The organism is Clostridium tanneri (genome assembly GCF_033659955.1).
GTDB lineage: Bacteria > Bacillota > Clostridia > Clostridiales > Clostridiaceae > Clostridium_AM > Clostridium_AM tanneri.
Window position 1 is genome coordinate 1 of sequence record NZ_JARUJP010000001.1, and the last position, 26,079, is coordinate 26,079.

The 26,079-nt window shown below is 33.5% G+C and carries 27 protein-coding genes; 6 read left to right on the forward strand and 21 right to left on the reverse strand.

Translation table 11 applies throughout. From position 1 onward, the window contains the following. The 4 genes from P8V03_RS00005 to glyA all read right to left on the reverse strand — a co-directional run. A partial coding sequence (locus tag P8V03_RS00005; RefSeq protein WP_318796268.1) for a DNRLRE domain-containing protein occupies positions 1–1,683 on the reverse strand: 1,683 nt, incomplete at its 3' end. Positions 1,684–1,946: 263 nt separating this feature from the next. Then, complete coding sequence (locus tag P8V03_RS00010) at positions 1,947–5,789, reverse strand: phosphoribosylformylglycinamidine synthase (RefSeq protein ID WP_318796269.1); 3,843 nt, start codon at positions 5,787–5,789, stop codon at positions 1,947–1,949. A gap of 222 nt (positions 5,790–6,011) precedes the next feature. Next, positions 6,012–6,251 carry a hypothetical protein gene (locus P8V03_RS00015; protein WP_261670683.1) on the reverse strand — a complete coding sequence of 80 codons (240 nt, stop codon included), beginning with the start codon at positions 6,249–6,251 and terminating at the stop codon, positions 6,012–6,014. A 158-nt stretch (positions 6,252–6,409) separates the two neighbouring features. Then, the gene (glyA, locus tag P8V03_RS00020; RefSeq protein WP_261670684.1) at positions 6,410–7,645 is read right to left on the reverse strand and encodes a serine hydroxymethyltransferase; all 1,236 of its coding nucleotides are present in this window, start codon (positions 7,643–7,645) and stop codon (positions 6,410–6,412) included. 268 nt (positions 7,646–7,913) lie between these two features. Here glyA and P8V03_RS00025 point away from each other — a divergent pair, with 268 nt between their 5' ends. Both P8V03_RS00025 and P8V03_RS00030 read left to right on the forward strand, forming a co-directional pair. Further along, positions 7,914–8,678: a threonine/serine exporter family protein gene (locus tag P8V03_RS00025; RefSeq protein ID WP_261670685.1), complete on the forward strand. Its 765-nt coding sequence runs from the start codon at positions 7,914–7,916 to the stop codon at positions 8,676–8,678. Positions 8,679–8,681: 3 nt separating this feature from the next. Further along, positions 8,682–9,146, forward strand: coding sequence for a threonine/serine exporter family protein (locus tag P8V03_RS00030; protein ID WP_318796270.1), 465 nt, complete (start codon positions 8,682–8,684; stop codon positions 9,144–9,146). A gap of 61 nt (positions 9,147–9,207) precedes the next feature. Here the strand turns inward: P8V03_RS00030 and P8V03_RS00035 are convergent, their stop codons facing one another. Beyond that, positions 9,208–9,483, reverse strand: coding sequence for a metal-sensitive transcriptional regulator (locus P8V03_RS00035; RefSeq protein ID WP_261670687.1), 276 nt, complete (start codon positions 9,481–9,483; stop codon positions 9,208–9,210). Positions 9,484–9,504: 21 nt separating this feature from the next. Next, positions 9,505–10,341 carry a Cof-type HAD-IIB family hydrolase gene (locus P8V03_RS00040; RefSeq protein ID WP_261670688.1) on the reverse strand — a complete coding sequence of 279 codons (837 nt, stop codon included), beginning with the start codon at positions 10,339–10,341 and terminating at the stop codon, positions 9,505–9,507. Positions 10,342–10,458: 117 nt separating this feature from the next. Here P8V03_RS00040 and P8V03_RS00045 point away from each other — a divergent pair, with 117 nt between their 5' ends. Both P8V03_RS00045 and P8V03_RS00050 read left to right on the forward strand, forming a co-directional pair. Further along, on the forward strand, positions 10,459–10,932 hold the full coding sequence (locus tag P8V03_RS00045; protein WP_318796271.1) for a DUF4883 family protein: 474 nt from the start codon (positions 10,459–10,461) through the stop codon (positions 10,930–10,932). A gap of 116 nt (positions 10,933–11,048) precedes the next feature. After that, positions 11,049–11,705, forward strand: a complete 657-nt coding sequence (locus P8V03_RS00050; protein WP_318796272.1) for a DUF4397 domain-containing protein — start codon at positions 11,049–11,051, stop codon at positions 11,703–11,705. 73 nt (positions 11,706–11,778) lie between these two features. Here the strand turns inward: P8V03_RS00050 and P8V03_RS00055 are convergent, their stop codons facing one another. From P8V03_RS00055 to cax, 3 genes are all read right to left on the reverse strand, one after another. Then, a complete protein-coding gene (locus P8V03_RS00055; RefSeq protein ID WP_318796273.1) occupies positions 11,779–12,420 on the reverse strand; it encodes a lactate utilization protein in 642 nt (213 codons plus the stop codon). Between the two features lie 193 nt (positions 12,421–12,613). Then, positions 12,614–12,817: a cold-shock protein gene (locus P8V03_RS00060; protein WP_261670692.1), complete on the reverse strand. Its 204-nt coding sequence runs from the start codon at positions 12,815–12,817 to the stop codon at positions 12,614–12,616. A 130-nt stretch (positions 12,818–12,947) separates the two neighbouring features. Beyond that, a complete protein-coding gene (gene cax / locus P8V03_RS00065) occupies positions 12,948–13,988 on the reverse strand; it encodes a calcium/proton exchanger (protein WP_318796274.1) in 1,041 nt (346 codons plus the stop codon). 206 nt (positions 13,989–14,194) lie between these two features. Between cax and P8V03_RS00070 the strand changes: the two genes are divergently transcribed. Both P8V03_RS00070 and P8V03_RS00075 read left to right on the forward strand, forming a co-directional pair. Then, positions 14,195–14,578 carry a NusG domain II-containing protein gene (locus tag P8V03_RS00070; protein WP_318796275.1) on the forward strand — a complete coding sequence of 128 codons (384 nt, stop codon included), beginning with the start codon at positions 14,195–14,197 and terminating at the stop codon, positions 14,576–14,578. A gap of 40 nt (positions 14,579–14,618) precedes the next feature. Beyond that, positions 14,619–15,137 (forward strand): Gx transporter family protein, encoded by a 519-nt coding sequence (locus P8V03_RS00075; RefSeq protein ID WP_318796276.1) that lies wholly within the window; start codon positions 14,619–14,621, stop codon positions 15,135–15,137. A 246-nt stretch (positions 15,138–15,383) separates the two neighbouring features. Here the strand turns inward: P8V03_RS00075 and P8V03_RS00080 are convergent, their stop codons facing one another. The 12 genes from P8V03_RS00080 to P8V03_RS00135 form a co-directional block, all read right to left on the reverse strand. Continuing rightward, positions 15,384–16,655 (reverse strand): cation:proton antiporter, encoded by a 1,272-nt coding sequence (locus tag P8V03_RS00080; protein ID WP_318796277.1) that lies wholly within the window; start codon positions 16,653–16,655, stop codon positions 15,384–15,386. A 137-nt stretch (positions 16,656–16,792) separates the two neighbouring features. After that, a complete protein-coding gene (locus P8V03_RS00085; RefSeq protein WP_261670697.1) occupies positions 16,793–17,623 on the reverse strand; it encodes an RnfABCDGE type electron transport complex subunit B in 831 nt (276 codons plus the stop codon). A 12-nt stretch (positions 17,624–17,635) separates the two neighbouring features. Next, positions 17,636–18,214 (reverse strand): electron transport complex subunit RsxA, encoded by a 579-nt coding sequence (gene rsxA / locus P8V03_RS00090; protein ID WP_261670698.1) that lies wholly within the window; start codon positions 18,212–18,214, stop codon positions 17,636–17,638. Between the two features lie 48 nt (positions 18,215–18,262). Further along, the gene (locus P8V03_RS00095) at positions 18,263–18,880 is read right to left on the reverse strand and encodes an RnfABCDGE type electron transport complex subunit E (protein WP_261670699.1); all 618 of its coding nucleotides are present in this window, start codon (positions 18,878–18,880) and stop codon (positions 18,263–18,265) included. Next, positions 18,880–19,443, reverse strand: coding sequence for an RnfABCDGE type electron transport complex subunit G (locus tag P8V03_RS00100; protein ID WP_318796278.1), 564 nt, complete (start codon positions 19,441–19,443; stop codon positions 18,880–18,882). The genes P8V03_RS00095 and P8V03_RS00100 overlap by 1 nt, the downstream gene beginning before the upstream one ends. Further along, entirely contained in the window at positions 19,443–20,444 is a 1,002-nt protein-coding gene (locus P8V03_RS00105; RefSeq protein WP_318796279.1) for an RnfABCDGE type electron transport complex subunit D, read from the reverse strand. Before P8V03_RS00105 ends, P8V03_RS00100 begins: the two co-directional genes overlap by 1 nt. 18 nt (positions 20,445–20,462) lie before the next feature. After that, positions 20,463–21,788: an electron transport complex subunit RsxC gene (gene rsxC, locus P8V03_RS00110; RefSeq protein ID WP_318796280.1), complete on the reverse strand. Its 1,326-nt coding sequence runs from the start codon at positions 21,786–21,788 to the stop codon at positions 20,463–20,465. 642 nt (positions 21,789–22,430) lie between these two features. Further along, complete coding sequence (gene rnfB / locus P8V03_RS00115; RefSeq protein WP_318796281.1) at positions 22,431–23,291, reverse strand: RnfABCDGE type electron transport complex subunit B; 861 nt, start codon at positions 23,289–23,291, stop codon at positions 22,431–22,433. 15 nt (positions 23,292–23,306) lie between these two features. Then, positions 23,307–23,888: an electron transport complex protein RnfA gene (locus P8V03_RS00120; protein ID WP_261670704.1), complete on the reverse strand. Its 582-nt coding sequence runs from the start codon at positions 23,886–23,888 to the stop codon at positions 23,307–23,309. Beyond that, positions 23,888–24,511: an electron transport complex subunit RsxE gene (rsxE, locus tag P8V03_RS00125; protein ID WP_261670706.1), complete on the reverse strand. Its 624-nt coding sequence runs from the start codon at positions 24,509–24,511 to the stop codon at positions 23,888–23,890. The genes P8V03_RS00120 and rsxE overlap by 1 nt, the downstream gene beginning before the upstream one ends. Before the next feature lies 1 nt (position 24,512). Continuing rightward, on the reverse strand, positions 24,513–25,076 hold the full coding sequence (locus tag P8V03_RS00130) for an RnfABCDGE type electron transport complex subunit G (protein ID WP_261670707.1): 564 nt from the start codon (positions 25,074–25,076) through the stop codon (positions 24,513–24,515). A gap of 5 nt (positions 25,077–25,081) precedes the next feature. Beyond that, positions 25,082–26,071 (reverse strand): RnfABCDGE type electron transport complex subunit D, encoded by a 990-nt coding sequence (locus P8V03_RS00135; RefSeq protein ID WP_261670708.1) that lies wholly within the window; start codon positions 26,069–26,071, stop codon positions 25,082–25,084. Positions 26,072–26,079: the final 8 nt, after the last annotated feature.

The following is a 26,079-nucleotide window of genomic DNA, read 5'->3' on the forward strand; positions in this document are numbered from 1 at the left end:
CCTCCATCCATTTCCATACCCAGAAACAATGTCTTTTTCATTGCTATTAAACACATGGTTTAAAGTAATTGGCATTTTGCTGCCGCTCATACTTACATCATTATGGATAAAGACAAGATTACCATTAAAATCGTTAACATACCCAGTTCCTGCTCTTCCCACATCCTGAGAGTGATAAGTCCAGTAGTTTTCTAGTCCTGAATTATTAACATACTGTATTGCTATTACTGGTCTAGCTATGGCAAGATTATTGCCGTACTCATCATAATCACTTACATCTGAGGAAAAAAACTGATTATAGCTAGCATTTTCATCACTGTTTCTAAGCATTAATCCATAGTTTGCACCGTCCCTAAGCCATTCCTTTACCACTCTTGTTATGTCCCATGCAACCCATTTGCCTGCAGTATCGTTAACTAGCTGGTAATCTTCTATTCTTTTATCGTTTACTGCCGGTGCATTGCTCCAATTTATACTTGCTGGATCCCAAGGTGCCATCACCTTATAAACATTAACCTGTCGTTTATCATAGTTTAATATTGCCAAGTTTAAGTTTAGATAAGCTCCTACTACTAAGTCACCGGACGTTAACTTATCTGTTGGCAGTGTAAAGCTAATAAAGCTTCTTGTGACACCAAAATCATTAAATTTTCCTACTCTTAGAGCAACACTTTTTCCATAGTTTGAATTTGGGTAATTTGAAGATATATAGCTATCAAAAATACTTTTAGCTTCCTGTGGTGTTGAAATTGTTGGATCTATAGTAACTGGATATTTTCTGTTAGCATCCTTTAACCAATCGTTATTTGGAGTCCACGACAAATTATAGCCTTTTTTATCTTCAACAAGAGTTATTTTAATATCCTTACTTGTCTCTCCATTTCCATCATACATAAAGGGTGGGTCAAACTTAAATACCGCTTTTGATGTGTCTTTGTCATCATAAAATATTATTGTATAATCCTGCTGGAGCTTCGGTACTAAATTTTTTACATTTAAATTAAAAGTAAATACAGGATTATCTACTTTACTTTTAATAATAATGCTTTCTTTTAGATTATTTGAAATGATAGTGTATTGTAAATCTATATTGGGATACACATTTGGAAATTCTACTGTAGAGGAGATGTTTTTTAGAGTTTTTTTATTTAGATTTTCAGCTTCAATGATTTTGCCTTCATCTTGCTGTTGTCTATATTTGACTTTTTTATCGCTACTTTTATTTCTAGATTGATGCTCTCTTTTAGATCTGGATTTTTCCTTACCTTTTACTTTAGCATCAGAATTTGAAGCTTTATCAATTCCCCAAGAGATTTCATATTTATCTTTTTTAATAGTTACTAATTTCTTATTCTTAACCTTTTTAGCAATCTTGATTTTAATGTCATTTTCTTTATTTTCAAATACATCATTATTTTCTTCATCTTTACCATCTATTATTGAGTTATCTATGTCTTTCCACTGACCATCACTATAGTAATGAACATCCTCATTATAGATAGCTGCTTCAAAAGTTAAGTCTTCTTTCAAAAAGTGTTTAACATTCTTTTGTCTTTTTTCTTTAACTTCTCCTATAATCCTTTTCTTTTTCCTTTTAGGATTGATTACTTCAGGCTTTACAGTTGATTGTGATAGATTAGCACTATTCTGTCTAACCAGATTAGCCTTTTTGTGCTTTCCCATAAGATCCTCCTAAATTAGCACTATTATATTATCCTATGCTTCTTTTAGAGAAGTGGTTACCGATATTAGTTAAAACTTTCTCCATGAATAAAAACACTAATAATCCTCTAACAAGTAGGACTATTAATGCTTTTATCACAATAACTACAAAGTAACTCATATAACTATTTAAATATTCTTCTTTACAGTACTTTATAGGAAATGTTAAGTGTTATGTTTTTGTACCTTAGCGGTTTACTTTAAAAATTATCTTTACAAAAATTCTACTTGAAATATTCTACTCCAGCTTCAAATATTTTTTGGTCTTTGTTTCCTAGAATATTCTTAAGCACATTATCCCCTATTCTTTCCGAATGTGCCATCTTCCCAAGAACTCTTCCATCCGGACTTGTTATTCCTTCAATCCCATAAAGAGAACCATTAGGATTAAACTTAATATCATTAGTAGGGTTTCCATTGAAGTCCACATATTGAGTTGCTATCTGTCCATTTTTTATAAGATTATCTAAAACATCTTTAGTAGCAACAAATCTTCCTTCGCCGTGAGATACAGGTACAGTATGAATATCTCCAACCCTTACCTTATTAAACCAAGGTGAAATAGTAGATACTATTTTAGTATTTACCATAGTTGAAACGTGTCTTCCTATCTTATTATAGGTAAGAGTTGGGCAGTCTTCCTCTATATCTCTTATTTCCCCAAAAGGAACTAGGCCTAGTTTAATAAGTGCTTGGAAGCCATTGCATACGCCAAGCATTAATCCATCTCTATTTTTCAAAAGCTCCATAACCGCTTCCTTTACTTTCGGATTTCTAAACACAGTAGCTATAAACTTACCAGAGCCATCTGGTTCATCTCCAGCACTAAAGCCTCCTGGCAGCATTATTATTTGAGAGGAGTTTATAATTCTTACCATTTTATCTATAGATTTTTCAATATCCTTTCCCCTTAAGTTTTTAAATATCATCATCTCTACCTCTGCTCTAGCTTTTAGAAAGGCTCTTTCTGAATCATATTCACAATTTGTACCCGGAAAAACTGGTATAAATACTTTCGGTTTAGCTAACTTAATTGATGGAGAATTTGCCTTTTCTCTATAACTGCTATTTGCCGATTGTGCTTTTTCAAGGTCATAAAATTCCATATTTGTATCTATAAAAGTGCTTTTCTCTCCTGGAGACTTAACTTTTGTCCCAAAAACATTTTCTAAAGTATCTTGCCAAGCTTCAATGATATCATCTATATCTATTGTCAGTTCCATTATGTCTATAGAAGACTTTTCTTGAGTTTCTCCTAAAACTTTAAATTCTATATTCTTTAATCTTTCTTTCAAATCTAAATCACTAGCTATCTCTAGTATAAGGGAGCCATATTTAGGGGCAAATAATTCTCTCTCTTCTATATAATCTGCAAACTTCATTCCTATCTTATTTCCGAAGCTCATTTTACTTATAGCTTCGCAGATACCGCCTCTTCTAACAGTGGAAGCTGATAAAACCTCTCCTCTGCCAATCATTGAAGTTATCTTTGACAAATTCTTCTTTAAAACTTCAAAGTTTGGTAGCTGATGCTCATCTATAGGAACTGGAAGGATTAAAACTCTGCTACCTGCTTTTTTAAATTCTGGAGAAACTACTTTATCTACGTTAACTGGATTAACAGCAAAGGAAACTAATGTAGGTGGTACATCTAAATCTTTAAAAGTTCCACTCATACTGTCCTTTCCTCCAATTGCTGCAATACCTAACTCTCTCTGAGCATACAAAGCACCTAATAGTGCTGAGAAAGGTTTTCCCCATTTAACAGGGTCTTTTCCTAATTTCTCAAAATACTCTTGGAAGGTAAGTCGTACTGCCCCCGCATCTCCACCACAAGCGACAATCTTTGCTACAGACTCTACTACTGCATATACTGCTCCATGAAATGGACTCCATTTTGCTATGTCCGGATTATAACCATAAGTCATAATAGTTCCTGTTTTGGTTTCTCCATTTAGAACAGGAAGCTTAGCTACCATTCCTTCCGCTGGTGTTAACTGATATTTTCCACCAAAAGGCATTAATACAGTTCCAGCTCCAATTGTACTATCAAATCTTTCTACTAACCCTTTTTGACTGCATATATTTAATTGACTCAAAGTATTAAGCCACTTTTCCTTTAAATTTTTCGGTTCCCTACCTTCAGCATTAGAACCTAATCTGCCTTTTGAGATCCCGAAAAAGTTATTACTCTCTTCTGGTGCTTTAACCAACACATCAGCCTTTCCTCTTACGCCATTAGTATCTAGAAAGTCTCTGCTCAAATTTACAACATCGCTTCCTCTCCAATTCATTCTTAACCTTCTGTCATTGGTTATTACTGCTACAGTTGTAGCCTCAAGATTTTCTTCTTTAGCGTACTCTATAAACTTCTCTTCATCTTCCTTTGCTACCACCACTGCCATACGCTCCTGTGATTCTGATATGGCAAGCTCTGTACCATCTAGTCCTTCATACTTCTTAGGTATTAGATCTAAATTTATGTTTAAACTCTCTGCAAGCTCTCCTATTGCTACAGACACTCCACCAGCTCCAAAATCATTGCATCTTTTAATTAAACCACTGACCTTTTCTTTTCTAAAAAGTCTCTGTATTTTTCTTTCTATAACTGGATTTCCCTTTTGAACTTCCGCACCACAGCTCAGTATTGAATTTTCTGTATGCTTTTTAGATGAGCCTGTTGCTCCACCACAACCGTCTCTTCCAGTCCTTCCTCCTACCAGTAACACTGTATCTCCTGCTATAGGTCTTTTCCTTATAACGTTCTTCATAGGAGCAGCTGCAATAACTGCACCTACTTCCATTCTTTTAGCCACATATCCTTCATCATATATTTCTGCAACCTGTCCAGTAGCTAATCCTATTTGATTTCCATAAGAACTGTATCCATGAGCTGCCTCTGTAGTTATTTTCTTTTGTGGTAATTTGCCTTGAAGCGTATTTTCAACATTTGTCCTAGGATCACCGCTTCCTGTAACCCTCATAGCTTGATATACGTATGCTCTTCCTGAAAGAGGGTCCCTTATTGCACCTCCCAGGCAAGTAGCAGCACCTCCAAAGGGTTCAATTTCTGTTGGGTGATTATGAGTTTCATTTTTAAACATTACAAGCCACTTTTCTATGCTGCCATCAATTTCCGCATCTACAACAATACTACAAGCATTTATTTCTTCAGACTGATCTAAATCCTCAAGTAATCCTTTTCCCCTTAACTCTTTCATAGCTATGGTAGCCATATCCATAAGTGTCTTTGGTTTTTCTTTCTCTTTATATAAGCTTCTTCTGATACTTAGATATTCCTCATAGGCCTTTTTTATTGGAATGGCTAACTTTCCTTGTTCTATATCTATATTATCTAATTCTGTCATAAAGGTTGTATGCCTGCAGTGATCGGACCAATAGGTATCAATTACCTTAATTTCCGTAATAGTTGGGTTTCTTTTTTCTATGTCTTTAAAATACTTCTGACATAATTTAATATCTTCAAAGCTCATAGCTAACTGTCTATTTTCCATGAAATCTTCAAGTTGTTCATCACTAAATATTATAAAATCCTTTAAAACCTCTACTGAATCTGGTGTTTGTAATTGTAGTTCTAAGTCTTCTATTTTTTCTAAAAGAGCTTCTCTGGAATCTACTGTGTTTATACAATAGTCTTTTATCCTGATAAAGTCTTCTTCAGATATATTGCCTTTTATTATGTATAATTTTGATGTTAGAACTTGGGGTTTGTCCCCTTGGGTAAGAATTTGGATACACTGAGATGCAGAGTCTGCCCTTTGATCATATTGGCCTGGAAGGTATTCCACTGCAAAGACTCTCTCATTTTTTTCTATACTAATTTCTTCTTCATATATGTTATCTACTGTCTTTTCAGAAAAAATTATATGTTTTGCACTTTCATACTCCTCATCCTCTATACCTGATATATCGTATCTGTTAATTATCCTTATGGATTCTAGTTCTTTAATAGATAAACTTTCTTTAAGGTCCCTAAGAATGTTTTCAGCTTCTGCATTCATTCCTTCCTTTTTTTCTACTAGTAGTCTCCTTACAGCTTTTTTCATTAAAACTTCCCCCCATACTAGAATTTACGAACGTTTTTAAATAAACCCTTTGTTTTATTCGTATATATTATAACATAGAAGGATATTTTTAAAAATAGCAAATATATATATTTAAAAAAATATACACACAAACCATAAACTCCGAACATTAATTTCAGAACCAAAATAATATTAGCCCAAAATTTCCACATGACAGAAATTTTGAGCTAATATTATTTTCTTCTAAGTACTTATCATTAGAACTTCCCTTGTGTCCTTACCTAATTTAGAAATAGAGTTATAAAGAGGCCTATCTTTGGAAACGTTTCCCTTGGCCACATGACCTGTAATAATTTTCACCTCTACCATCTCTCCAATATCACAATCACTTAGACAACATCCTCTAGTAAAAATTTTAACGGTCAAACCTTTAGAAAGATGCACTAGGTCTTCAACTTCAATCCAGCTACCCCTTTTTATCATTTACTAATCCCCGCCTTTTTCTAATCTTTAGAAAATAACTTTTGTAAATTATATGTGATATATTTAAAAACTATTACAAAGGCAAATAATATTCAGGTACGCTTTTTTATTTAGTAACTTACATAGTCTTTTGAAGTAAAGATTTATTAAGCTGAATTTTATTTGTAAATTGGGAATTTACTGCAAAGTTCCTTCACCTCTTTTTTCACATCTGATAAGTTCCCATTTTTATTTTCTATTACATAATTTATAAAATGGGCTATTTTTTTCATTTCCTCTTCCCTAAATCCTCTAGTAGTCACAGCAGCAGTACCAACTCTTATTCCGCTAGTGACATTTGCTCCAAGTTTATCAAAAGGAACTGCATTTTTATTCACAGTAATTCCTACTGAATCTAGCAATTCTTCAGCATCCTTACCAGTTATATTTTTATTAGTTAAATCTAATAATATTAGGTGGTTATCTGTGCCACCTGTAACTAACCTAAATCCATAGTTTAATAATTCCTCTGCTAAAATCTTGCAATTCTTAACTACTTGGTTTATATATTCTTTGTAATCATCAGTTAAAGCCTCTCCAAAACATACAGCTTTAGCAGCAACTATATGCATTAGAGGTCCCCCCTGAGTTCCTGGAAAAATAGTTTTATCTAAATCTTTTCCATACTTTTCTTTGCAAAGAATTGCTCCTCCTCTTGGACCACGAAGAGTTTTGTGCGTTGTTGTAGTAACAAAATCTGCATAAGGTACAGGAGACATATGTTTTCCTGCAGCAACTAATCCTGCTATATGTGCCATATCAACCATCATATAAGCTCCTACCTCATCACATATGTCCTTTATTCTCTTAAAATCTATTTCTCTAGGATAAGCACTAGCGCCAGATACTATCATTTTAGGTTTATTCTCTAAAGCTAATCTTCTCATTTCATCGTAATCTATTCTCTCTGTCTCTTCACTAACTCCGTAAGAGATAAAATTGTACAGCTTTCCAGAAAAACTTACGCTACTTCCATGGGTTAAGTGACCACCGTGAGCTAAATTCATACCTAAAACTGTATCTCCTGGCTTTAGTACAGTCATATATACCGCCATGTTAGCACCAGAACCTGAATGAGGTTGAACATTTGCATACTCTGCATTAAATAGTTTTTTCATCCTATCCCTTGCTAGATCTTCTGCAATATCTACTATATGGCATCCACCATAATATCGTTTTGCAGGATACCCTTCTGCATACTTATTTGTTAAATAGGAGCCCATAGCCTCCATTACAGCCTTACTAGTAAAGTTTTCTGAAGCAATTAATTCTATACCTTCTTCCTGTCTTAACCTTTCCTTCTCAATTACTTCAAAAATATCCTTATCAATAATTTCTAAATTCTCAAAATTCACTATCTACACCCCTTTTTACTAAATGTATTTTCAGCTATTTGTTAAGCTTAAAAATATTTTATTCCATATTAAATTATAGAGTTTTTCCTGCAATTTATGCAGGTAATGCCTAAATATTTTCTTTATAAATAATAACAAATATTATAGTTTAAAAAGTTAAGTTTAAAAGTAATTAATTCATATTTTATTATGAATTTTTTATGTTATAATACTTGATGAGTAATTTGATGAAAGTAAGTTTTAGACTAAATATAAAGGAGAATATAGTATGGATATTAGTAGAGTTTTAAATATAGCTACTTATGCTGGTAAGATTATATTAGAAAACGGTGGAGAGATTTATAGAGTTGAAGAAACCATTATAAGAATATGTAATGCTTATAATATTAAAATTGTAGAGCCCTTTGCCACTCCTACAGCTATAATCGTATCTGCTTCTAGTGAGTATGGTCAAAATATATCTATCATTAAAAGAATAAAAAAACGAAGCCTAAATTTAGAGAAAATCTCTCAAGTTAACGATATATCTAGAAATATAAAAAATAAAGGCTTTACCTTAGAATATATTGAGAGTGAGCTTCATAAAGTCGAAAACTCCAAATCCTATAGTATAAAGGTAAATATACTGTTCTCAGGGATAACTGCCGCTTTCTTTGCCTTAGTTTTTGGAGGAAATTTAAGAGATTTTTTTGTATCCTTTATTATAGGTTGTTTAATTAAATCAACATCTACATTATTAGGTTTTTTACAAACCAACGACTTTTTTGTCAACACCTTATGTGGTGCACTGGCAGCCTTAGTTGCTTTATTAAGTGTTCATCTTGGTATTGGTGCTCATGCAGATAAGATTATTATTGGATCAATTATGCTTCTTGTTCCTGGACTTGCTATAACAAACGCTATCAGAGATACAATAGCCGGTGATTTGATTGCTGGCATTTCTAGAGGTGTTGAAGCCTTTTTGATAGCTATTGCCATTGCCGTAGGAACAGGAGCTACAATGAAGATTTGGTTTCTTTTATTGGAGGGTTAAAATATGATATTAAGTTCTATATACACATTCATTGCTACGCTATCTTTTAGCATTTTAGCTAATATAAGAGGTAAAAACTTGATTTTTGCATCTTTAGGCGGCGGTATTACCTGGTTTCTCTATTTATTTACTTCTTCTTATTTGCATATTCCCAATACTTTTTGTTTTTTTATTGCTTCCATTTTTGCCTCAGCCTATTCCGAAATTATGGCTAGGGTTCTTAAAGCTCCTGTAACTACCTTTATTATATCCTCAATTATCCCTTTAGTTCCAGGAGGTGGCATGTATTATACCATGTATGAAACAGTACAAGGTAATATAAATTCCTCCTTAACTTTAGGTATTCAAACTATTGCCATTGCAGGTACTGTAGCAGTAACAGTTTTCTTGGTATCTTCAATATCTAAAACTATGGTTTTATTTAGGGTTAAATTAAAATCAAAATTTAATAAATCAAGAAGTAACTAGTCAATAAAAACGACGTAAGTTAAGAAATGTTATACTAACTTGCGTCGTCTCTTGTCTTCATTTACTTTAAGAACATAGTAAGAGTTGATACTAATTCTTCTATTTTTTCCTCTGGTGTCTTCTCACCATCTCCACAAATTAAACAGGTCTTTGCATAGTTCTCTAGAACTAATGCTCCTACCTTATTAATGGCTGCTCTTACTGCTGCAACCTGAATTAGGACATCTTTACAACAAACATCCCCCTCAACCATCTTCTCAATACCTTTAATCTGTCCCTCTATTCTTCTTAGCCTAGTTTGAATATCTTTTTTTGATACTACTTTTACTTCTTCCATAAGTTATCACTCCTAATCTTGCTATTCTTCACCACTTAATATAAACCTCTCTATAACCTCTGCTATCGCTCCATTATTGTTATCTCTTTCAGTAATAAAATCTGCTGTTTCTTTCACATATTCTGTAGCATTTTGTACCGCAATCCCTAAGCCAGCACATTTAATCATGCTGATATCATTTTCATCGTTACCAATTGCTATGCATTCTTCTATAGAAACTCCATAATGGTCTGCTAAAAGCTTAAGAGCAGTACCTTTGGTTACTCCTTTACTATTTATTTCTATATTATCTATACCTGACTTTGTAGTTTCTATTCCTTCAATGTTATCTAATCTCTCTCTTAACTTAGACAGATACTCCAAATCATTATCCATAACTACAATTTTATTAATCTCTAATTCCTTTTCATTAACATATTCTTTTGCATCACCTATTATCCTAATCTCAATTCTATGCTCTCTATCTACAGTCCTATTAAACTTATAGAATTTTTCTATTGCATGACCAAACTGTTCACTGTATATAATATCCTCACTATAAAAGTGATAGTAGGTATCCTTACTTTCTCTTAAAACATCTATAATCTTTAAAAGCTCTTCTTTATTCAGTTTATTTGAATAAATAGCAGCCTTATGTTCATCTAGTATAATAGCTCCATTACAGCAAATCATCGGCTGATTCTTTGCTACTGTAGCTTCATAAAACTTTAGTCCACCAGGTATTCTTCCTGATGCTATTACAAACTTTACTCCCTTTTCAACAGCTTTACTAATCATATCTAAGTTATATTCAGATATATGTTTATTGTCATTTAAAAGTGTCCCATCCATATCTACTGCTATAATTTTATATTTCAAACCTATACCTCCTGAGCATCAAATAGTTTATATACTAAGTTACCTTCATTTTAGTAATAAAATTCAGCCTAACTTCATAATGTTATTTATGAATAATTTATATTAGGGTGATATGTATTGAAAAAAATATTGCTTTTTCTAGGTACTTTAACTATTATAACTACCCTATTTATTGGGTGTAATTATAATTTAAACAGTATTAGTTTTAACAAAACTAAACCAAATAATTTCTACTACACAAATATTTTAGCTAAAAATCTAACTTTAGAATCAACCTGCAAAGCAATAATCTTAAACACAAACTTTTATAGAGAAAAAGAACTTGAAAAGGAAAGCATAGACAGTATTAGAAATTTACTAAAATCCTTTAATAAGAATAATTTTATACCTAAGCCAAAGGATCTTCCAGATAAACCTTCTTACAAAATCTATCTTACCTTTAGTAAAGAGAAACTTATAATTAATGTATACAACGAAAAATACATATCAATCTATCCTTGGGATGGTAGTTATCCAATGGACTACATTGATATGAGCAGCACACCAGTTTCTTTAAACCTATTCAGTCTGTGCAAATATATTTTCAACTAAAACAAATGTATATCTACTTAACAAATATTTTTTTATTTTAATATTAAATTGTGTCATAGGTTAAATAGTAACATATATTAATATTATTAGAATTATTTTTAAAGGGTGATATATTAATGTTTAATTGTCCACACTTACCAAGACTCAAGAAGCAATACAGAAATCCAGACCCGGATACCTATGTAAGAGTACTTCATGCAAGTCCAAATGCTCCAGCAGTGGACGTATATGTAAATAATTCTCCAGTATTCCGAAACCTAAGCTACAGAGGATTTTCTCAGTATATACCATTACCTGGCGGTGGATTATATAACATAAAAGTCTTTCCTGCAGGAACTACAGTAAACCCTGTTATTAATACTAATATATTTATACCTAACGGAAGAATTTATACTATTGCTGTTATAGGAGAACTTTCCGATATCAGTTTACTGCCAATAGAGGATCCACGTATACCAATAACCCCTGGAAAAGCTTCTATAAGATTCGTTCATTTATCACCAGATGCCCCAAATGTAGATATAACTCTTCCAAATGGTACAAAACTATTTAGCGACGTAGCTTATAAAGAAATTGAGCGATATATAAATGTTAATGCAGGCACATATACTCTACAAATGAGAATAGCTGGCACTAATAACATAGTATTGACGGTACCTAATATTAGGCTAGCTCCAAATAGATTTTACACTATATATGCCGTTGGTTTTGCATCTAAATCACCTGGTTTACAATTTTTAATTCCTCTTGACGGAAACAGTTACCTGCATTAACCTGCAGTATTAAAGGGAACTATCCACTACTTTGCTCGGTAGTTCCCTTTAATACAACACTACAATTTTAAAATTAATATCCTAATTCTTTTCCTACTATTATAACTTTTACTCTTCCCTTTTGAGCTTGTTTTCTCATTAATACGTAATCATTGCAGATTCTTTCATCACTACTGCACTCTACGCAATAACCAACTTTTGTACAAGGTGTATTCCTATTTAGACGCTTAGTATTAGCTGGTGCGGCACAGCCTTTTGTTCTTTTAATAGCTTCATCCACATCTTTAACTATTTTATTCACACCTACAATTACTATTACCTTATCAGGACCATAGAGCATAGCTGCAACTCTATTCCCATTTCCATCTACATTATATAATTCACCTTTTTCTGTTACAGCATTGCTGCTTACAAAATAGGCATCTGCTAAAAAACTTTTTCTGAAAATATCTTTAGTGTCTGCAGCAGTTAACCCTTCCTTATACCTATCTAGGAAATTAAATTTTCCTTTTCTTAAAAACTCAATAACTCCTGTTTCAAAAAGAGTCATTGAACCTCCTACGGATACTGTATCTCCATCTGTAACAAATTCAGATATTTTCTCTACTAGTGCTTTTTCATCTTGAACAAAGTAGGCGTCCATGTTGTTTTTCTCTAAATTTTCTATAGTTCTTTTGACTTTTTGCTCCATTACCCATTCAGTATTTTTGTCCATACTAATTCCCCCTTAGTTTTTTATACCTATATATAGTATAAAAAATTAAGGAGATATTTTCAATCACTGAAAAAATAAAGGTGTTTTTAGAAGAGAAGCTTCTAAAAACACCTTTATTCAATGAATTGTCTCTTAATTTAGTTAACTAATCTATAGAATAAGCATGGAATTAGTACTCATATCCTAATTCCCCTTATATTTTCTGAACGTTTGAGGCTTGAAGGCCTTTATCTCCCTGAACTACATCATACTTAACGGATTCTCCTTCATTTAAGTTCTTTCTTTTCCCCTCTTCTTTTATAGCAGAGTAATGAACAAATACATCATTACCATCCTCTCCAGATATAAATCCATATCCTTTTTCGTCATTAAACCATTTTACTACACCTGTTAACATTAAAACAAACCTCCAAATATGTTATTTATGTCATTGTCTAAAAATCAATCTTGAAATAGCAGTTATTTAATAAACTTTTAAATAATGACAGTAGTATTATTTACAAAACCTTTTAAATAATACATATTAATTATATCAAAAAGGAAATGGCTATTATAATATATACTGCTATAAGCTGAATTCCTTCAAGCCAATTAGACTCTCCGTCGCTAGCTACCCTATTTGCTATTAGCACAGAGACTATTAGGGCCACTAGCTCAAACTCATTAAATACTATACTCATAGGCTTAAATAAAAGACTTAAAAATACTAATATTGGTGCAACAAATAGAATTATTTGCAGACTTGATCCAATAGCTATTTCGATAGCTACATCCATCTTATTCTTCATCGCCATAATAATTGCGGTACTATGCTCTGCAGCATTGCCTATAATAGGTATAAGTATTATCCCTACAAAAAATTCACTTAACCCTATAGCCTCAGTCATAGGTTCTACAGAACTAACTAAAATTTCACTTTCAAAGGCAATTGCAACAGTTGCTAATATAAGAACTATAACCGATTTTTTTAAACTCCATTTAGCCTCCCCATCTTCTGTGTGCTCTGAGCCGTATAAATCCTTATGTGTATAAAAAGAAAAGAAAAGACCTAATATATAAATTATAAACATAGCAATGGCTATACCAACACTTAACCATTCATACTTCTGGGTAAGGAGATCATTTTTTATTGTGTGAGTAAATATAGCTGGTATACTAAGACCAATAATTGCAAAAAGCAGCATACTAGAGGATGTCTCTACTACATTTTTATTAAACTTTTGAATTTTGTACTTACAGCCTCCTAAAAACATACTAGCTCCTAAAACAAGCAGTATGTTTCCTATTACAGAGCCAGCAATGGAAGCCTTAACCACATCAAAAAGTCCAGCTTTTAATGCAAAAAAGGCTATTATTAGCTCTGTTGCATTTCCAAAGGTAGCATTTAAAAACCCTCCTATCCTAGGACCGGAGTAGAAAGAAATCTCCTCTGTAGCCTCGCCCATAACTCCAGCAAGAGGTACTATTGCCAGGGATGAAATAACAAAAAGCATTATAGGGCTGAGATGAATTAATTCAGCAATTATACTAATTGGAATAAAAATTAAAAAGTACCTTAAAAATTTCATTTTGTAACTCCTTTCAATTACAGTAAGCCTTATTGTTATATTTTATCACTACTTCCATTAAAAAATAAATAATTTATCACAAATTCGGTAAACTTCTTTAATATAAACCTTTTCTAAAGTAATTATTAAATGGTATAATTAATAATGTCGATTTTTATCTTAATATAATAAAAACCTTTTATTATTTATTTAGAGGGAGTAAAAATATGAAAAAAGGAGATAAAATAGCAGCAGTATTAATCGCAGCTTTAATCATGATAAGTATTGTCGGAGTCTTTAGTTATAAGCAATATGTGAAAAGTTCTCATCCTGTAGCAGTAATAAAACAAGATGGTAAAGTTATTAAAACTATAGATTTAAGTTCTTCAAAAGGAAAGCAACAATTCAAAATTCCTTATGACGAAAACAATTACAATATTGTGGAAGTGGAATCAGGAAAAATCCGATTTATTGATGCAGATTGTCCTGATAAAGTTTGCGTTAAAACCGGATGGATTTCAAAACCTGGTGAAAGTGCAGTTTGTCTTCCGCATAAAACTATTATTAATATCGAAGGAAATAATGAAAATTATGACCAAATATCTAGTTAAAAATTCACCTTAGTTTTTAACTCTTTGTGAGGTGCCTTTTATGAATAAAACAAAGAAAATGGTTTTTTTAAGCTTTCTAGTTAGTATTGCCTTAGTTATCTATGTGATAGAAGCACAAATTCCTGTTTTGTTTCCTGGAATTAAATTAGGCCTTGCAAATATAATTTCTCTTGCAGCACTAATATTAATTGGTTGGAAAGAAGCTCTCCTAATTATGTTTCTGAGGACTATATTAGGCTCAATCTTTGGTGGAAGTATGTCAGCCTTTATGTTTAGTATAGCTGGAGGACTTTTAAGTAATATAATTATGATTGTTCTCTATAAATCCTTTAAAGAATCTATGAGCTTGTGGACAATAAGTATCTGTGGTGCAATATTTCATAACATAGGACAACTACTTGTAGCTTCCTTTGTAGTTCAAGACTTTAGAATTTACGTATATCTTCCTATACTACTAGTATCTGCAGTAATTACAGGATATTTTATAGGTCTTTGTACTAAATTTTTAAACGCTCATCTAAATAAACTTTCAATGTTTAAAGATGTTATTTCTAAGTAATACTACTTTAAAATAGGAATTAGTTTTAGACTTGATTCAGCAAATTTTTTTTGATCGGAGGTAGTCTATGCCATCTTATATAACAGATGCCATGCTTGTAGTTGGTATCATATTAATAGTTTATACATTTCTTCCAAAAAGAAAAAGAAAGTAGATTTCAACATAGCAAATTTATGCGACACAAAAACTTACGTGTACTGAACACTGGTGCTCAATACACGTAAGTTTTTGTGTCGCATCTATTTATTAAGCAGCTACCTTATCAGACTGCTCTTTATTTTCCCCAGAGTCAATGTCAAGCTTTAATATCTTTGCAAAATATTTAGCTGTACTTGCCTGGAAAGTTAACGTAATAATTATAGCCATAGAAGTTACTGCGGATATTATATCTGCATTTTGTATCTTCATGGATATAAGCATACCAGCTAAGGCAGCAGGTATAACACCTGTTTCTCTTGTCCACATAAGATACGCTATTTCTCTTATATTCCACTTTGCCTTTCTATCAAATATTACTGAAAACAACACTGATACTGGTCTTGCTATAAACACAAATCCAAGAACTATAATTAAAGCCTTTCCCCAGTATTTCGATAGTATCGCAAAGTTCATTTGAACACCTAAAAGAACAAATATCATTATTCTAAGCATAGAAATTGTTACTTCTTTAAACTTAGAATGAAGTTCATATGATTCTTCATCTACAGAAGCTAATCCAAACATCTTTTTGTTACCACAAACCATTCCAACTATAAATACTGCCATGAACCCGCTAAAACCAAAATGTACTGCAGTAACATAGGATGCAAGCACTAAAGCTACCGCTACTTCTCCAGCATAGCCTCTTAATACTCCCACTTTAGCTTCGGATACAAGTGCTGTACCTAAAAAGCCGAATATAGCTCCTACTACAGTTCCTCCACCTGCTTCTTTTAGTAATTCAATAATGCTATGACCTAAAGAAAAAGATCCTCCTGAAATAATACCTATAATTGCAAAAGTCATTATTGCACCTACTGCATCATTAAAAGCTGACTCTGAGATTATAGTTTGCTTAAGCTTTGGACTTATATTCATATTCTTAAATAATGGAACAAGTACTGACGGATCTGTAGATGCTATTACTGATCCTAAAAGCAACGCATAGATAAAATCAATGTGAAGCACTTTATAAGCAAAAAATCCTGTTATAAAGGCAGATATTATTACACCTGCTGTAGCAAGCACTGCTACAGAACCTTTTACTTCGTTTAATACCTTTAACTGTATTTCCCTACCACCATCGTATAAAATATAAGCTGCTCCAAAGGTAAGTATAAGCTGATTTTCTATTGGATAGCTACTAAAATCTACAAGATTCAGAACTGATGGACCTACGATTATACCAGCTATTATGAATAATACTACATCTGGCATTTTAATCTTTTTACCTATTTTGGCGAATACCACTCCTGAAATTATAATAATAAATAAAAGTTTCATCAAATTTTCCGCTAATAATACTGTATTGCCTTCCATTCTAATACATCTCCTAAAATATTGATTTTTAACTATATTGATTAGTAGTAGTAACACAGCAATAATGCAAGACTACTTTATTGCAGTCTTGCATTATTACCTAGATTTCTATACAAATTAAACTTTAATAGAATAAATTACTGAGCTTTTTCGTATTTTACTTCCTTGCCATAAGCTATTAGAGCCTTTGTAGGACATTTCAACACACAAGCAAAGCACTGATCACATTTTGATTTGTCAACTACCGGTAAATTGTTCTCAAAAGTAATAGCACCATGTGGACAAGCTTTTTCGCATAGTCTACAAGTTATACAGCCAGTCTGACAGACATCTTTAACTTCTTTTAACTTATTTTTCGAATTACATGCTACACGAACAACTGCTGATAGAGGTTTCAATTCAATCAATGCTTTTGGACACGCCTTAACGCAGGCTCCACAAGCAACACAATTGTCTTTATTTACTACTGCTATTCCATCTACTATATCAATAGCATCAAACTGACAAGCCTTGATACAGCTTCCGTACCCCATGCATCCAAACTCACAGGACTTAGCTCCTGTACCTGGTACCACCATAGCATCTCTACAATCTATAGTACCATAGTAGTTCCCTTTTTGTTTTGCCTGACTGTTACAGCCTCCGCACTTGATAAAGGCTTTTAGTGGTTCTGAATCACTACTAACTTCAACACCCATTATTTGAGCTATTTGTTCAGTAACTTTAGCGCCTCCAACTGTACAAGCATTTGCAGGTGCACCTTCTTCAACAACCGCTGAAGCGTAAGCGTCACAACCTGCATATCCGCAGCCTCCACAGTTTGCACTTGGAAGACACTCTCTTATTAATGGAACTCTTTCATCAACTTCTACCGCAAATTTCTTGGATGCATATCCTAAAACCACACCGAATGTAACTCCAAGTCCTCCTATACTAGCTAAAGGAAGAACTAATTGACTTATTTCCATTTATTGTACCTCCTACTTTATTAATCCTGAGAAGCCTAAGAATGCTATTGACATTATTCCCGCAGTAATTAATGTTATTGGCAATCCCTCCATTGATTTTGGCATACTCTCGTTTGCATCTAATCTCTCTCTTATGCCTGCAAGTAAAACTATAGCAAGCATATATCCAAGGCCTGCACTTATTCCGAAAACTAAAGATTCAATTAAAGTATATTTTTCCTGCATGTTTAGTATAACTGCACCTAAAACTGCACAGTTCGTCGTTATTAGTGGAAGGAAAATCCCTAATGATTTATAAAGTGCTGGACTTTTCTTTTTTATAACCATTTCAACAAATTGTACTAAAGATGCAATAACTAATATAAAGGCTATATTATATAAATAAGTAATGTGCAAAGGTACAAGTATAGCATTATATACCACATATGATATTAAAGAGGATAGCGCCATAACGAACGTAACCGCAAATCCCATACCTGTTGCAGTCTCAACTTTTTTAGAAACTCCTAAAAATGAACATATTCCTAAGAATCTAGATAGTAGAAAGTTGTTAACTAGGAGTCCCGAAAGTACTAACATGAATAATTTCATCGCTTTTCCACCCTTCTTTCTGAGTTGTAATCAAAATAATTTAATATTCTAAGCAGTTACTCCTTTATTTGCTTTTTTCTTAAGCTTACGATTATTTAAAAGAGCCATTAATATTCCTAGTGTGAAGAAGGCACCTGGAGCTAGTATCATTATAAGCGCTGGCTGGAATGATGCTGGCATCACATGAGCACCAAATAATTTTCCTGTACCAAATAATTCTCTAATCATACCTATTATAACTAGTGAAGCTGTAAAGCCTAATCCTTGTCCAAGACCATCAAATAATGATGGAACTGGGCTGTTTTTACTTGCATAGGCTTCTGCTCTTCCTAATATAACACAGTTAACAACTATTAGAGGAATAAAAATTCCAAGTGATTTGTATAGTGCTGGAACAAATCCCTGCATTAAGAAATCAATTAAAGTAACGAATCCTGCAATAACAACTATAAAAGCTGGTAGTCTAACTTCATCTGGAATAAACTTTCTAAGTAGTGATATAGCTAAGTTTGAACCCATTAAAACAACAGTACTTGCAAGTCCCATACCTATACCATTTATAGCACTTGTTGTTACTGCTAGAGTAGGACACATAGCAAGAACCTGAACGAATATTACATTCTCGGTTATTATTCCATTTTTCAATCTTTCCCATAAAACGCCCATTATTTTTGTCCTCCCTTCAACTCGCTCTTATAATACTCAACAGCTTCATTAACTCCCTTTGTTACAGCCTTTGAAGTGATTGTTGAACCAGTAATTGCTTGAATTTCATTTTCACTAGTTACCGGTCTCTTTACAACTTCGAGAGCTTTGTCTGTAGCTTTGTCCTTATACTGGTCTGAAAATGCTGGTTCAGTAGCATTAGCTCCAAGACCTGGAGTTTCTGAGTGAGATAAAATCTTTATTCCCTGAACCTTTCCATCTGTAGATACACCAACCATCATCGTAATGGCTCCAGCATATCCCTTTGGAGTTACTTTTATAGCATATCCTTCTGTTTTTTCAGAACTTTTTCCTTCATTTACTTCTATAACATCACCTTTTGGTGAAATTTCTAATTTATTAAACTGCTCTGCCTTTGGCAAAATTAACTTCATAGCTTCAGAGTTAGCTTTTTTTTGCTGTTCAGCGATTGGTTTTTCTGTTACCGCGTGAGCTGCACCAAGTATAGCTCCTGCCATTCCAGCTACTATAAATAATCTTAATGCTAATTTAAATATTTTCATTATTTCACCCCCTGAGTACCAAACACACGTGGAGCTGTATATTTATCAATTAGTGGTACTGCTAAGTTCATTATTAATATTGAGTAAGATACTCCCTCTGGATATCCTCCAAATATACGAATTACAGTTGATAAAAGTCCACATCCAAATCCAAATATAATTTGTCCCTTTGTAGTCATAGGTGAGGTAGTATAATCTGTAGCCATAAAGAAGGCTCCAAGCATTAGTCCACCAGTAAATATTTCATATAATCCATTACCTGTCATAAATCCTTGTCTTCCTATTACTGTAGTTAAAACTAAAACTGTACCTATATAAGTTACTGGTATATGCCATGTAATTATGCGTTTATAGAGCAAATATGCCGCTCCTATAATTAGTGCAATTGCTGACGTTTCTCCTATAGAACCACCTATATGTCCTAAAAATACTGATGAAAGGCTTGGTAGTGCTCCTGGTTCATTTTTAAGTATTCCAAGTGGAGTAGCTCCAGTTATTCCATCTATAGTCCATGTAGTCATCGCTACAGGCCAAGATGCAAGTAGAAAAGCTCTTGCAGCAAGTGCTGGGTTTACGATATTTTGCCCAAGTCCACCAAATAGCTGTTTAACTACTATAACTGCAAACACTCCACCTATAGCAACCATCCATAATGGAAGTGATGGCGGTACGTTAAAAGCCAATAATAAACCAGTTACTACTGCACTGTAATCTCCTACAGTTACCTTTCTGCCTGTATACTTTTGCCACACAAATTCTGATGCCACACAGGATAAAATTGAAACCAATATTACTAAAAATGCTTGAAGTTTAAAGAAGTATATTCCTGCTAGCGTAGCCGGAACTAATGCTATTGTTACATCTCTCATAATAGATTGTATCGTTGAATTCGAACGAATATGAGGCGATGATGATAGTGTAAATATGCTATTCTTTTTTACAGAAGTATCCGCTTCTTTATTTTTAATTTCCGCAGCTTCTACCTTTGTTACTTGAGTCATTAAAGTCACACTCCTTATTTATTTTCTCTTACTGGCTAAGACTGTTCTTTTTGTATTACGTATAGTCTGAATTAAATGACGTTTTGCTGGACAAGAGAATGTACAACATCCACATTCTATACAGTCTAATCCATGATCTGCTTCAAAAGCATCTAAATTATTTCTTCTAGAGGATGAGTCAAGGAAAGATGGAATTAGATTCATCGGGCACGCTTGTACACATTTTCCACATCTTATACATGGTGATTCCTCTGGAAGTACTGCTTGCTTATCTGTAAGACATAATATTCCTGATGTCCCCTTAACTACTGGTAAATCAAGCATTGAAACGGTCATTCCCATCATTGGTCCACCAGCTATAACCTTAGTAGGTTCTTCTTTAAAACCACCACAGGCTTCTATAAGTTCCATCCAGTTAGTTCCAAGTTTAACTCTTAGATTTTTAGGTTCCTTTACAGCTTCTCCAGTTACTGTAACAACTCTTGTCATAAGAGGTCTTCCAAGAACTACAGCATTATAAATTTCTCTAACTGTATCTACGTTTTGTACAATACATCCAGCATCTGCCGGTAACTTTCCTGAAGGCACCTCCCTGCTAGTAACAGCATAAATTAACTGTTTTTCAGCACCTTGAGGGTATTTAGTCTTTAATACCTTTACTTCTATATTAGATGCATCCTTTGCACCCTTTACAGCTTTTTCCATAACTTCTACTGCATCCATCTTATTATTTTCAATGGCAATATAACCTTTTGCTTCAGGGAAAAGCTTTAGGATTATCTTTAATCCTTCAACTATATACTCACTTTCCTCCAGCATCATTCTATGGTCACAAGTTAGATAAGGCTCACATTCTGCTCCATTTACAATTATACTGTCAATTTTCTTATCTGGCGGAGGTGATAACTTAACATGAGTAGGAAAACCTGCTCCACCCATACCAACTATTCCTGCTTCTTGTATCAATTTTATTATTTCTTCCTTAGAAAGGTCCTTGTAACTCCCTGGCTTAGCAAATTCAACTTCTTCATAGTTACCATCATTTTCAACTATAATTGCATTTACTTTTGTTCCACCAGATGTAAATACAGGAGAAACATTTTTAACAGTTCCTGAGATACTGCTGAAAATTGGTGATGAAACAAAGCCCTTAGCCTCTCCTATTTTTTGGCCAACTAGAACTCTATCGCCTTTTTTTACCAAAGGATCGCAAGGGGCACCTATATGCTGAGACATTGGAAATACTAAGTCTCCCTTTGGTAATAGCTCTTCAATCTGTTTGTTTTCTGTAAAATGCTTACCATGAGGTGGATGTACACCCTTTTTAAAAGTCAGTAAATTCATTTTAATCCTCCTATCTTTATTGTTGACACTTTTTTAACAATTGCAAGATTTTTCAACAATTTTTTTAAAATTTATGCAGTATTTTCTTATTATTTTTATTTTTTTATGAAACTTTTGTCTCAATTTAATCTTTTTTTACTGCATTTGGTGTTGTCTATCAAGTAAAATATAAAAATATAGACTTGCTTTGCATACGCTGTAACTAACTGTAGTACTAATTGAATACATATTGAGAATTGATAAAAGGTTGAGCATTAAAGAAACTTAGAGCTTATACTATGACTATAGCATATATGTTTTTAAGCTGTACTATCTAGGATACTTGCTGCTGTATCAATCATATTAGCATAAATTTCATTAATGCATTATAAAAAGCTTTTTGTCGATATACTGTTCTCACTTGTAATTATACTTGTTAAAAATTTAATTACAATAGCTTTTCGCAAACGTTTTCTATGCAATAATCCAAAATCATTCAAATTTTATTACCAATGAAGTAAAATATATGAACAAAAGCCAACTTTCTTTAATTGTACTTAAATTTATTAAACTTCATTAGTACTAATACAAAACAAACATAATAAAAAACCTTCAGAAGGTTAACAGATTAAAATCTGTTGAACTCCTGAAGGTTTTTTAAATTTAATTGGAATTATTAGAAGCAATCTCTTGTTGACTCTCTACTATGGTTTTAACTCCTTCTGCTGCTTTAATAGCTCCCGTTGGACACTTAAGTACACAGGTAGGGTTATCACATTTTTCAATACATATATGAGAGTCTACCACTGCCAGGTTATTTTCCACCTTTACAGCATCATGAGGACAATTTTTTGCACAAATTCCACAGCCAATGCAAGAAATATCACAGAGTTTTCTCGCTACAGCTCCTTTGTCTTTTGAATTACAGTTAATACTCACTGGCGATCCTATAGGCACCATATGCATAACTTTTTTAGGACAAACTGTTTCGCATTTTCCACATCCAGTACATTTTTTTTCGTTAACTATAGGCAATCCTTCTTCACTCATTGTCATTGCACCAAAAGGACAGTTTTTAACACAAGTTCCAAAACCTAAGCAACCATACTGACAGCCTTTAGGACCCCCTTGAAGTAAGCCTGCTGCAACACAATCTTCTATTCCTTGATACTTATAATTTCTAATTGCTTTGCTATGACTGCCAGCACATCTTACTTGAGCAACCCTTGGCTCAACCTCCGGAGCAACTTTTCCTGTAAGTTCAGCAACCATATTGGCTACTGGCTTTTTACCAGGTATACAAAGATTAGGAGGTACATCAGCGTCTAAGACTACTGCCTCAGCATAGCCTGCACAACCAGCATAACCACAGGCACCACACTGCCCCTTTGGCAGTATGTCTTCTACCATGTGAATAAGTGGGTTTACTTCCACAGCAAACTTTTTGTTAACATAGGCTAGAACAAAACCAAATATTAGACCTACAATAGTCATTACAATTAAAACTAAAATTGGAGTACTCATTTCCTCAGCTCCTTTCTAAATTGCGATCATGCCGGAAAAACCAAGGAAGGCTAATGCCAGCATTCCAGCTAAGATAAACGCAATTCCTAATCCCTCTAGAGGTTTAGGCACATCTGCCAGTCTTAACTTTTCTCTTAAACTTGCCATAAGAATTATTGCTAGTGCAAATCCTAGTCCTGAGCCTATAGCATGAACTACGCTCTTTAAAAAGGAATAGTTAGACTCTGCATTTAATAGTGGTACTCCAAGAACAACACAGTTTGTAGCTATTAATAGCAAATAGATTCCCCACATATTATATAAGGCTGGCGCTTGCTTTTTTATAATCGTTTCCAAAAGCTGAACAAAGCTTGCAATTAATAGAACAAATACCACAGTGGTTAAAAAAGTTAGATTATATGGCAGCAGTACAAAATGGTATACAACCCAAGCAAGCATTGAGCTCAAGGTCATTACTGAGGTAACTGCCATACCCATACCAATAGAAGCATTTAAGTTTTTAGAAACTCCAAAGAAAATACATAGTCCTAAAAATCTCGTTAAAACAAAGTTATTTACAACTACAGCACTTATAAAAATAGTCAAATATTCACCCATTAAGCTTCACCCCTCTCAGCTTGAAGTCTTGCAGAACGTTCTAGCATCATCTTATAGCCAGCTACCAAATATCCAATTAGTATGAAACCTCCAGGAGGAAGTATCATAATTAGAGCTGGATTATACCATGAACCTAATATGTGAATTCCGAATATAGTACCTGCTCCAAAAAGCTCTCGAATTATCCCTACTGAAACCATAGCTAATGCAAAGCCACATCCCATTCCTAAACCATCGAAGAAGGAAGGTATTACAGAATTCTTTGAAGCGAAAACTTCTGCACGAGCTAGAATAATAGCAAAAACAACTATAAGTGATAAATAAATACCTAATGCTTTATAAAGATGTGGGAAGTAAGCCTGTAGTACTAATTGAACTACAGTAACTATAGTTGCTATTGATGTAATGTAAACCGGCACTCTAACTTTAGGATTTACTAACTTTCTAGTAAAGGATACCACAGTATTGTTTGCAGTTATAACAAATAACACTGATAGTCCCATGGTTAGAGCATTTGTTGCCGTTGAAGTTACCGCTAATGCCGGACATAAACTAAGTGCAAGAACGAAAATAGGATTTTCTGCAATTATGCCTTTTTTAAATATATTCCATAATTCTTTCATACTACTTACCTCCTGCAAATTCTACAACTTGCTCTACAGCTTCTTTGACAGCCTTAGTTACTGCTCTTGATGAAATAGTAGCTCCTGTCATAGCTTGTATATTATCAGTATTAGATTTATCCTTTGTAACTTCTAATGCTTTAGCTTCTTTATCTTTAAACTGATTCTTAAAAGGATCTTTACTTGCATTGTCACCTAAACCCGGTGTCTCGTTATGAGATATAATCTCATAACCTATAACTTTTCCTTGTGGTGTAACAGCCACAAGCATTTTTATTGCTCCACCATAACCTTTACTTTCTGATGGAACTACGTAGGCAATGGTTTTTCCACCCTGCTGTGCTTCAAACCACTCCTTTTTACCATCTATAGCCTTAAAATTTTCTGCATCCTTAACTAAGGATTTCATTGATTGATTTTTCATCACAACCGCTTTTTCTTTGGCAATAGGATTAGTTACAAAGTAAACTGCTGCAATTATTGCCCCAGATATAAAACAGGCCGCAGCTAAATTCATTGTAATTTGGAAAATACTATACTTCTTTTCTATATGTTCAGCTGACATTTCAATTACCTCCTTATCCCAAATTTAACTGGAGGACATAGACGATCAATTAAAGGTGTAACACTGTTCATTAATAGTATTGAGTAACATACTCCTTCAGGATAACCACCCTTTAGTCTAATTAACACAGTAAGAGCTCCAGCACCTACAGCAAAAATAATTTGTCCCTTTTTTGTAATTGGAATAGTAACCATATCTGTAGCCATAAAGAAAGCTCCTATTATCAATCCTCCAGCCATTACATGGAATATAGGATCTCCTGTAAATAGCCCTGCTGGTCCGAATATCCATGTCAAAATAGCCACTGTACCAATCATAAAAACTGGCACTTGCCAATTGATGTATTTCTTATATATTAGATAAAGTCCACCAATAATTAATAATATTGTAGAAGTTTCCCCAATACTTCCATTACGAGTTCCAATGAATAATGCCTTGTATAATTCTGAAGTTCCCCCAAAGGTCTCTAATAATTTTCCATACCCCTGCTGTTTCAATATATTTAATGGCGTAGCAGAAGTTACTACATCGACACTAGTAGTAATTTTACTCCAGGTAGTCATAGCAATAGGCCATGAAACCATTAAAGCTGCTCTTCCTATATGAGCTGGGTTAAAAATGTTATATCCCAGTCCTCCCATTGAATGTTTACAAATAACAATGGCTATAAAAGAACCAATGGCCATCATATAAGGTGGTAAGGTAGGTGGTACACACATTGCCAATAACAAGCCAGTTAAAAAAGCACTTCCATCATTAATAGTTATTTCCTTACCCCTAACCTTTTGTACAAAATATTCACAGGCTACAGCAGCTAAAATACCTACTACCATTATAGTTAGAGCTGGTATTCCAAAATTATACACACCAAAAATAGCTGCAGGCGCTAGTGACGCACTGACACTCCACATTATTTTAGAAATAGATTCTTCTGCACGAATATGCGGTGATGTGGACACGGTTAATAGATTATCGTTAACTTTAATTTCAGCCATTTTAAATC

What these genes read in the sequence shown, in the direction of transcription:
- P8V03_RS00010 (WP_318796269.1), bottom strand. Translation starts at nt 5,789, where the DNA reads ATGAAAAAAGCTGTAAGGAGACTACTAGTAGAAAAAAAGGAAGGAATG.
- P8V03_RS00015 (WP_261670683.1), bottom strand. Translation starts at nt 6,251, where the DNA reads ATGATAAAAAGGGGTAGCTGGATTGAAGTTGAAGACCTAGTGCATCTT.
- P8V03_RS00025 (WP_261670685.1), top strand. Translation starts at nt 7,914, where the DNA reads ATGGATATTAGTAGAGTTTTAAATATAGCTACTTATGCTGGTAAGATT.
- P8V03_RS00030 (WP_318796270.1), top strand. Translation starts at nt 8,682, where the DNA reads ATGATATTAAGTTCTATATACACATTCATTGCTACGCTATCTTTTAGC.
- P8V03_RS00035 (WP_261670687.1), bottom strand. Translation starts at nt 9,483, where the DNA reads ATGGAAGAAGTAAAAGTAGTATCAAAAAAAGATATTCAAACTAGGCTA.
- P8V03_RS00050 (WP_318796272.1), top strand. Translation starts at nt 11,049, where the DNA reads ATGTTTAATTGTCCACACTTACCAAGACTCAAGAAGCAATACAGAAAT.
- P8V03_RS00055 (WP_318796273.1), bottom strand. Translation starts at nt 12,420, where the DNA reads ATGGACAAAAATACTGAATGGGTAATGGAGCAAAAAGTCAAAAGAACT.
- P8V03_RS00060 (WP_261670692.1), bottom strand. Translation starts at nt 12,817, where the DNA reads ATGTTAACAGGTGTAGTAAAATGGTTTAATGACGAAAAAGGATATGGA.
- cax (WP_318796274.1), bottom strand. Translation starts at nt 13,988, where the DNA reads ATGAAATTTTTAAGGTACTTTTTAATTTTTATTCCAATTAGTATAATT.
- P8V03_RS00070 (WP_318796275.1), top strand. Translation starts at nt 14,195, where the DNA reads ATGAAAAAAGGAGATAAAATAGCAGCAGTATTAATCGCAGCTTTAATC.
- P8V03_RS00075 (WP_318796276.1), top strand. Translation starts at nt 14,619, where the DNA reads ATGAATAAAACAAAGAAAATGGTTTTTTTAAGCTTTCTAGTTAGTATT.
- P8V03_RS00080 (WP_318796277.1), bottom strand. Translation starts at nt 16,655, where the DNA reads ATGGAAGGCAATACAGTATTATTAGCGGAAAATTTGATGAAACTTTTA.
- P8V03_RS00085 (WP_261670697.1), bottom strand. Translation starts at nt 17,623, where the DNA reads ATGGAAATAAGTCAATTAGTTCTTCCTTTAGCTAGTATAGGAGGACTT.
- rsxA (WP_261670698.1), bottom strand. Translation starts at nt 18,214, where the DNA reads ATGAAATTATTCATGTTAGTACTTTCGGGACTCCTAGTTAACAACTTT.
- P8V03_RS00095 (WP_261670699.1), bottom strand. Translation starts at nt 18,880, where the DNA reads ATGGGCGTTTTATGGGAAAGATTGAAAAATGGAATAATAACCGAGAAT.
- P8V03_RS00100 (WP_318796278.1), bottom strand. Translation starts at nt 19,443, where the DNA reads ATGAAAATATTTAAATTAGCATTAAGATTATTTATAGTAGCTGGAATG.
- P8V03_RS00105 (WP_318796279.1), bottom strand. Translation starts at nt 20,444, where the DNA reads ATGACTCAAGTAACAAAGGTAGAAGCTGCGGAAATTAAAAATAAAGAA.
- rsxC (WP_318796280.1), bottom strand. Translation starts at nt 21,788, where the DNA reads ATGAATTTACTGACTTTTAAAAAGGGTGTACATCCACCTCATGGTAAG.
- rnfB (WP_318796281.1), bottom strand. Translation starts at nt 23,291, where the DNA reads ATGAGTACTCCAATTTTAGTTTTAATTGTAATGACTATTGTAGGTCTA.
- P8V03_RS00120 (WP_261670704.1), bottom strand. Translation starts at nt 23,888, where the DNA reads ATGGGTGAATATTTGACTATTTTTATAAGTGCTGTAGTTGTAAATAAC.
- rsxE (WP_261670706.1), bottom strand. Translation starts at nt 24,511, where the DNA reads ATGAAAGAATTATGGAATATATTTAAAAAAGGCATAATTGCAGAAAAT.
- P8V03_RS00130 (WP_261670707.1), bottom strand. Translation starts at nt 25,076, where the DNA reads ATGTCAGCTGAACATATAGAAAAGAAGTATAGTATTTTCCAAATTACA.
- P8V03_RS00135 (WP_261670708.1), bottom strand. Translation starts at nt 26,071, where the DNA reads ATGGCTGAAATTAAAGTTAACGATAATCTATTAACCGTGTCCACATCA.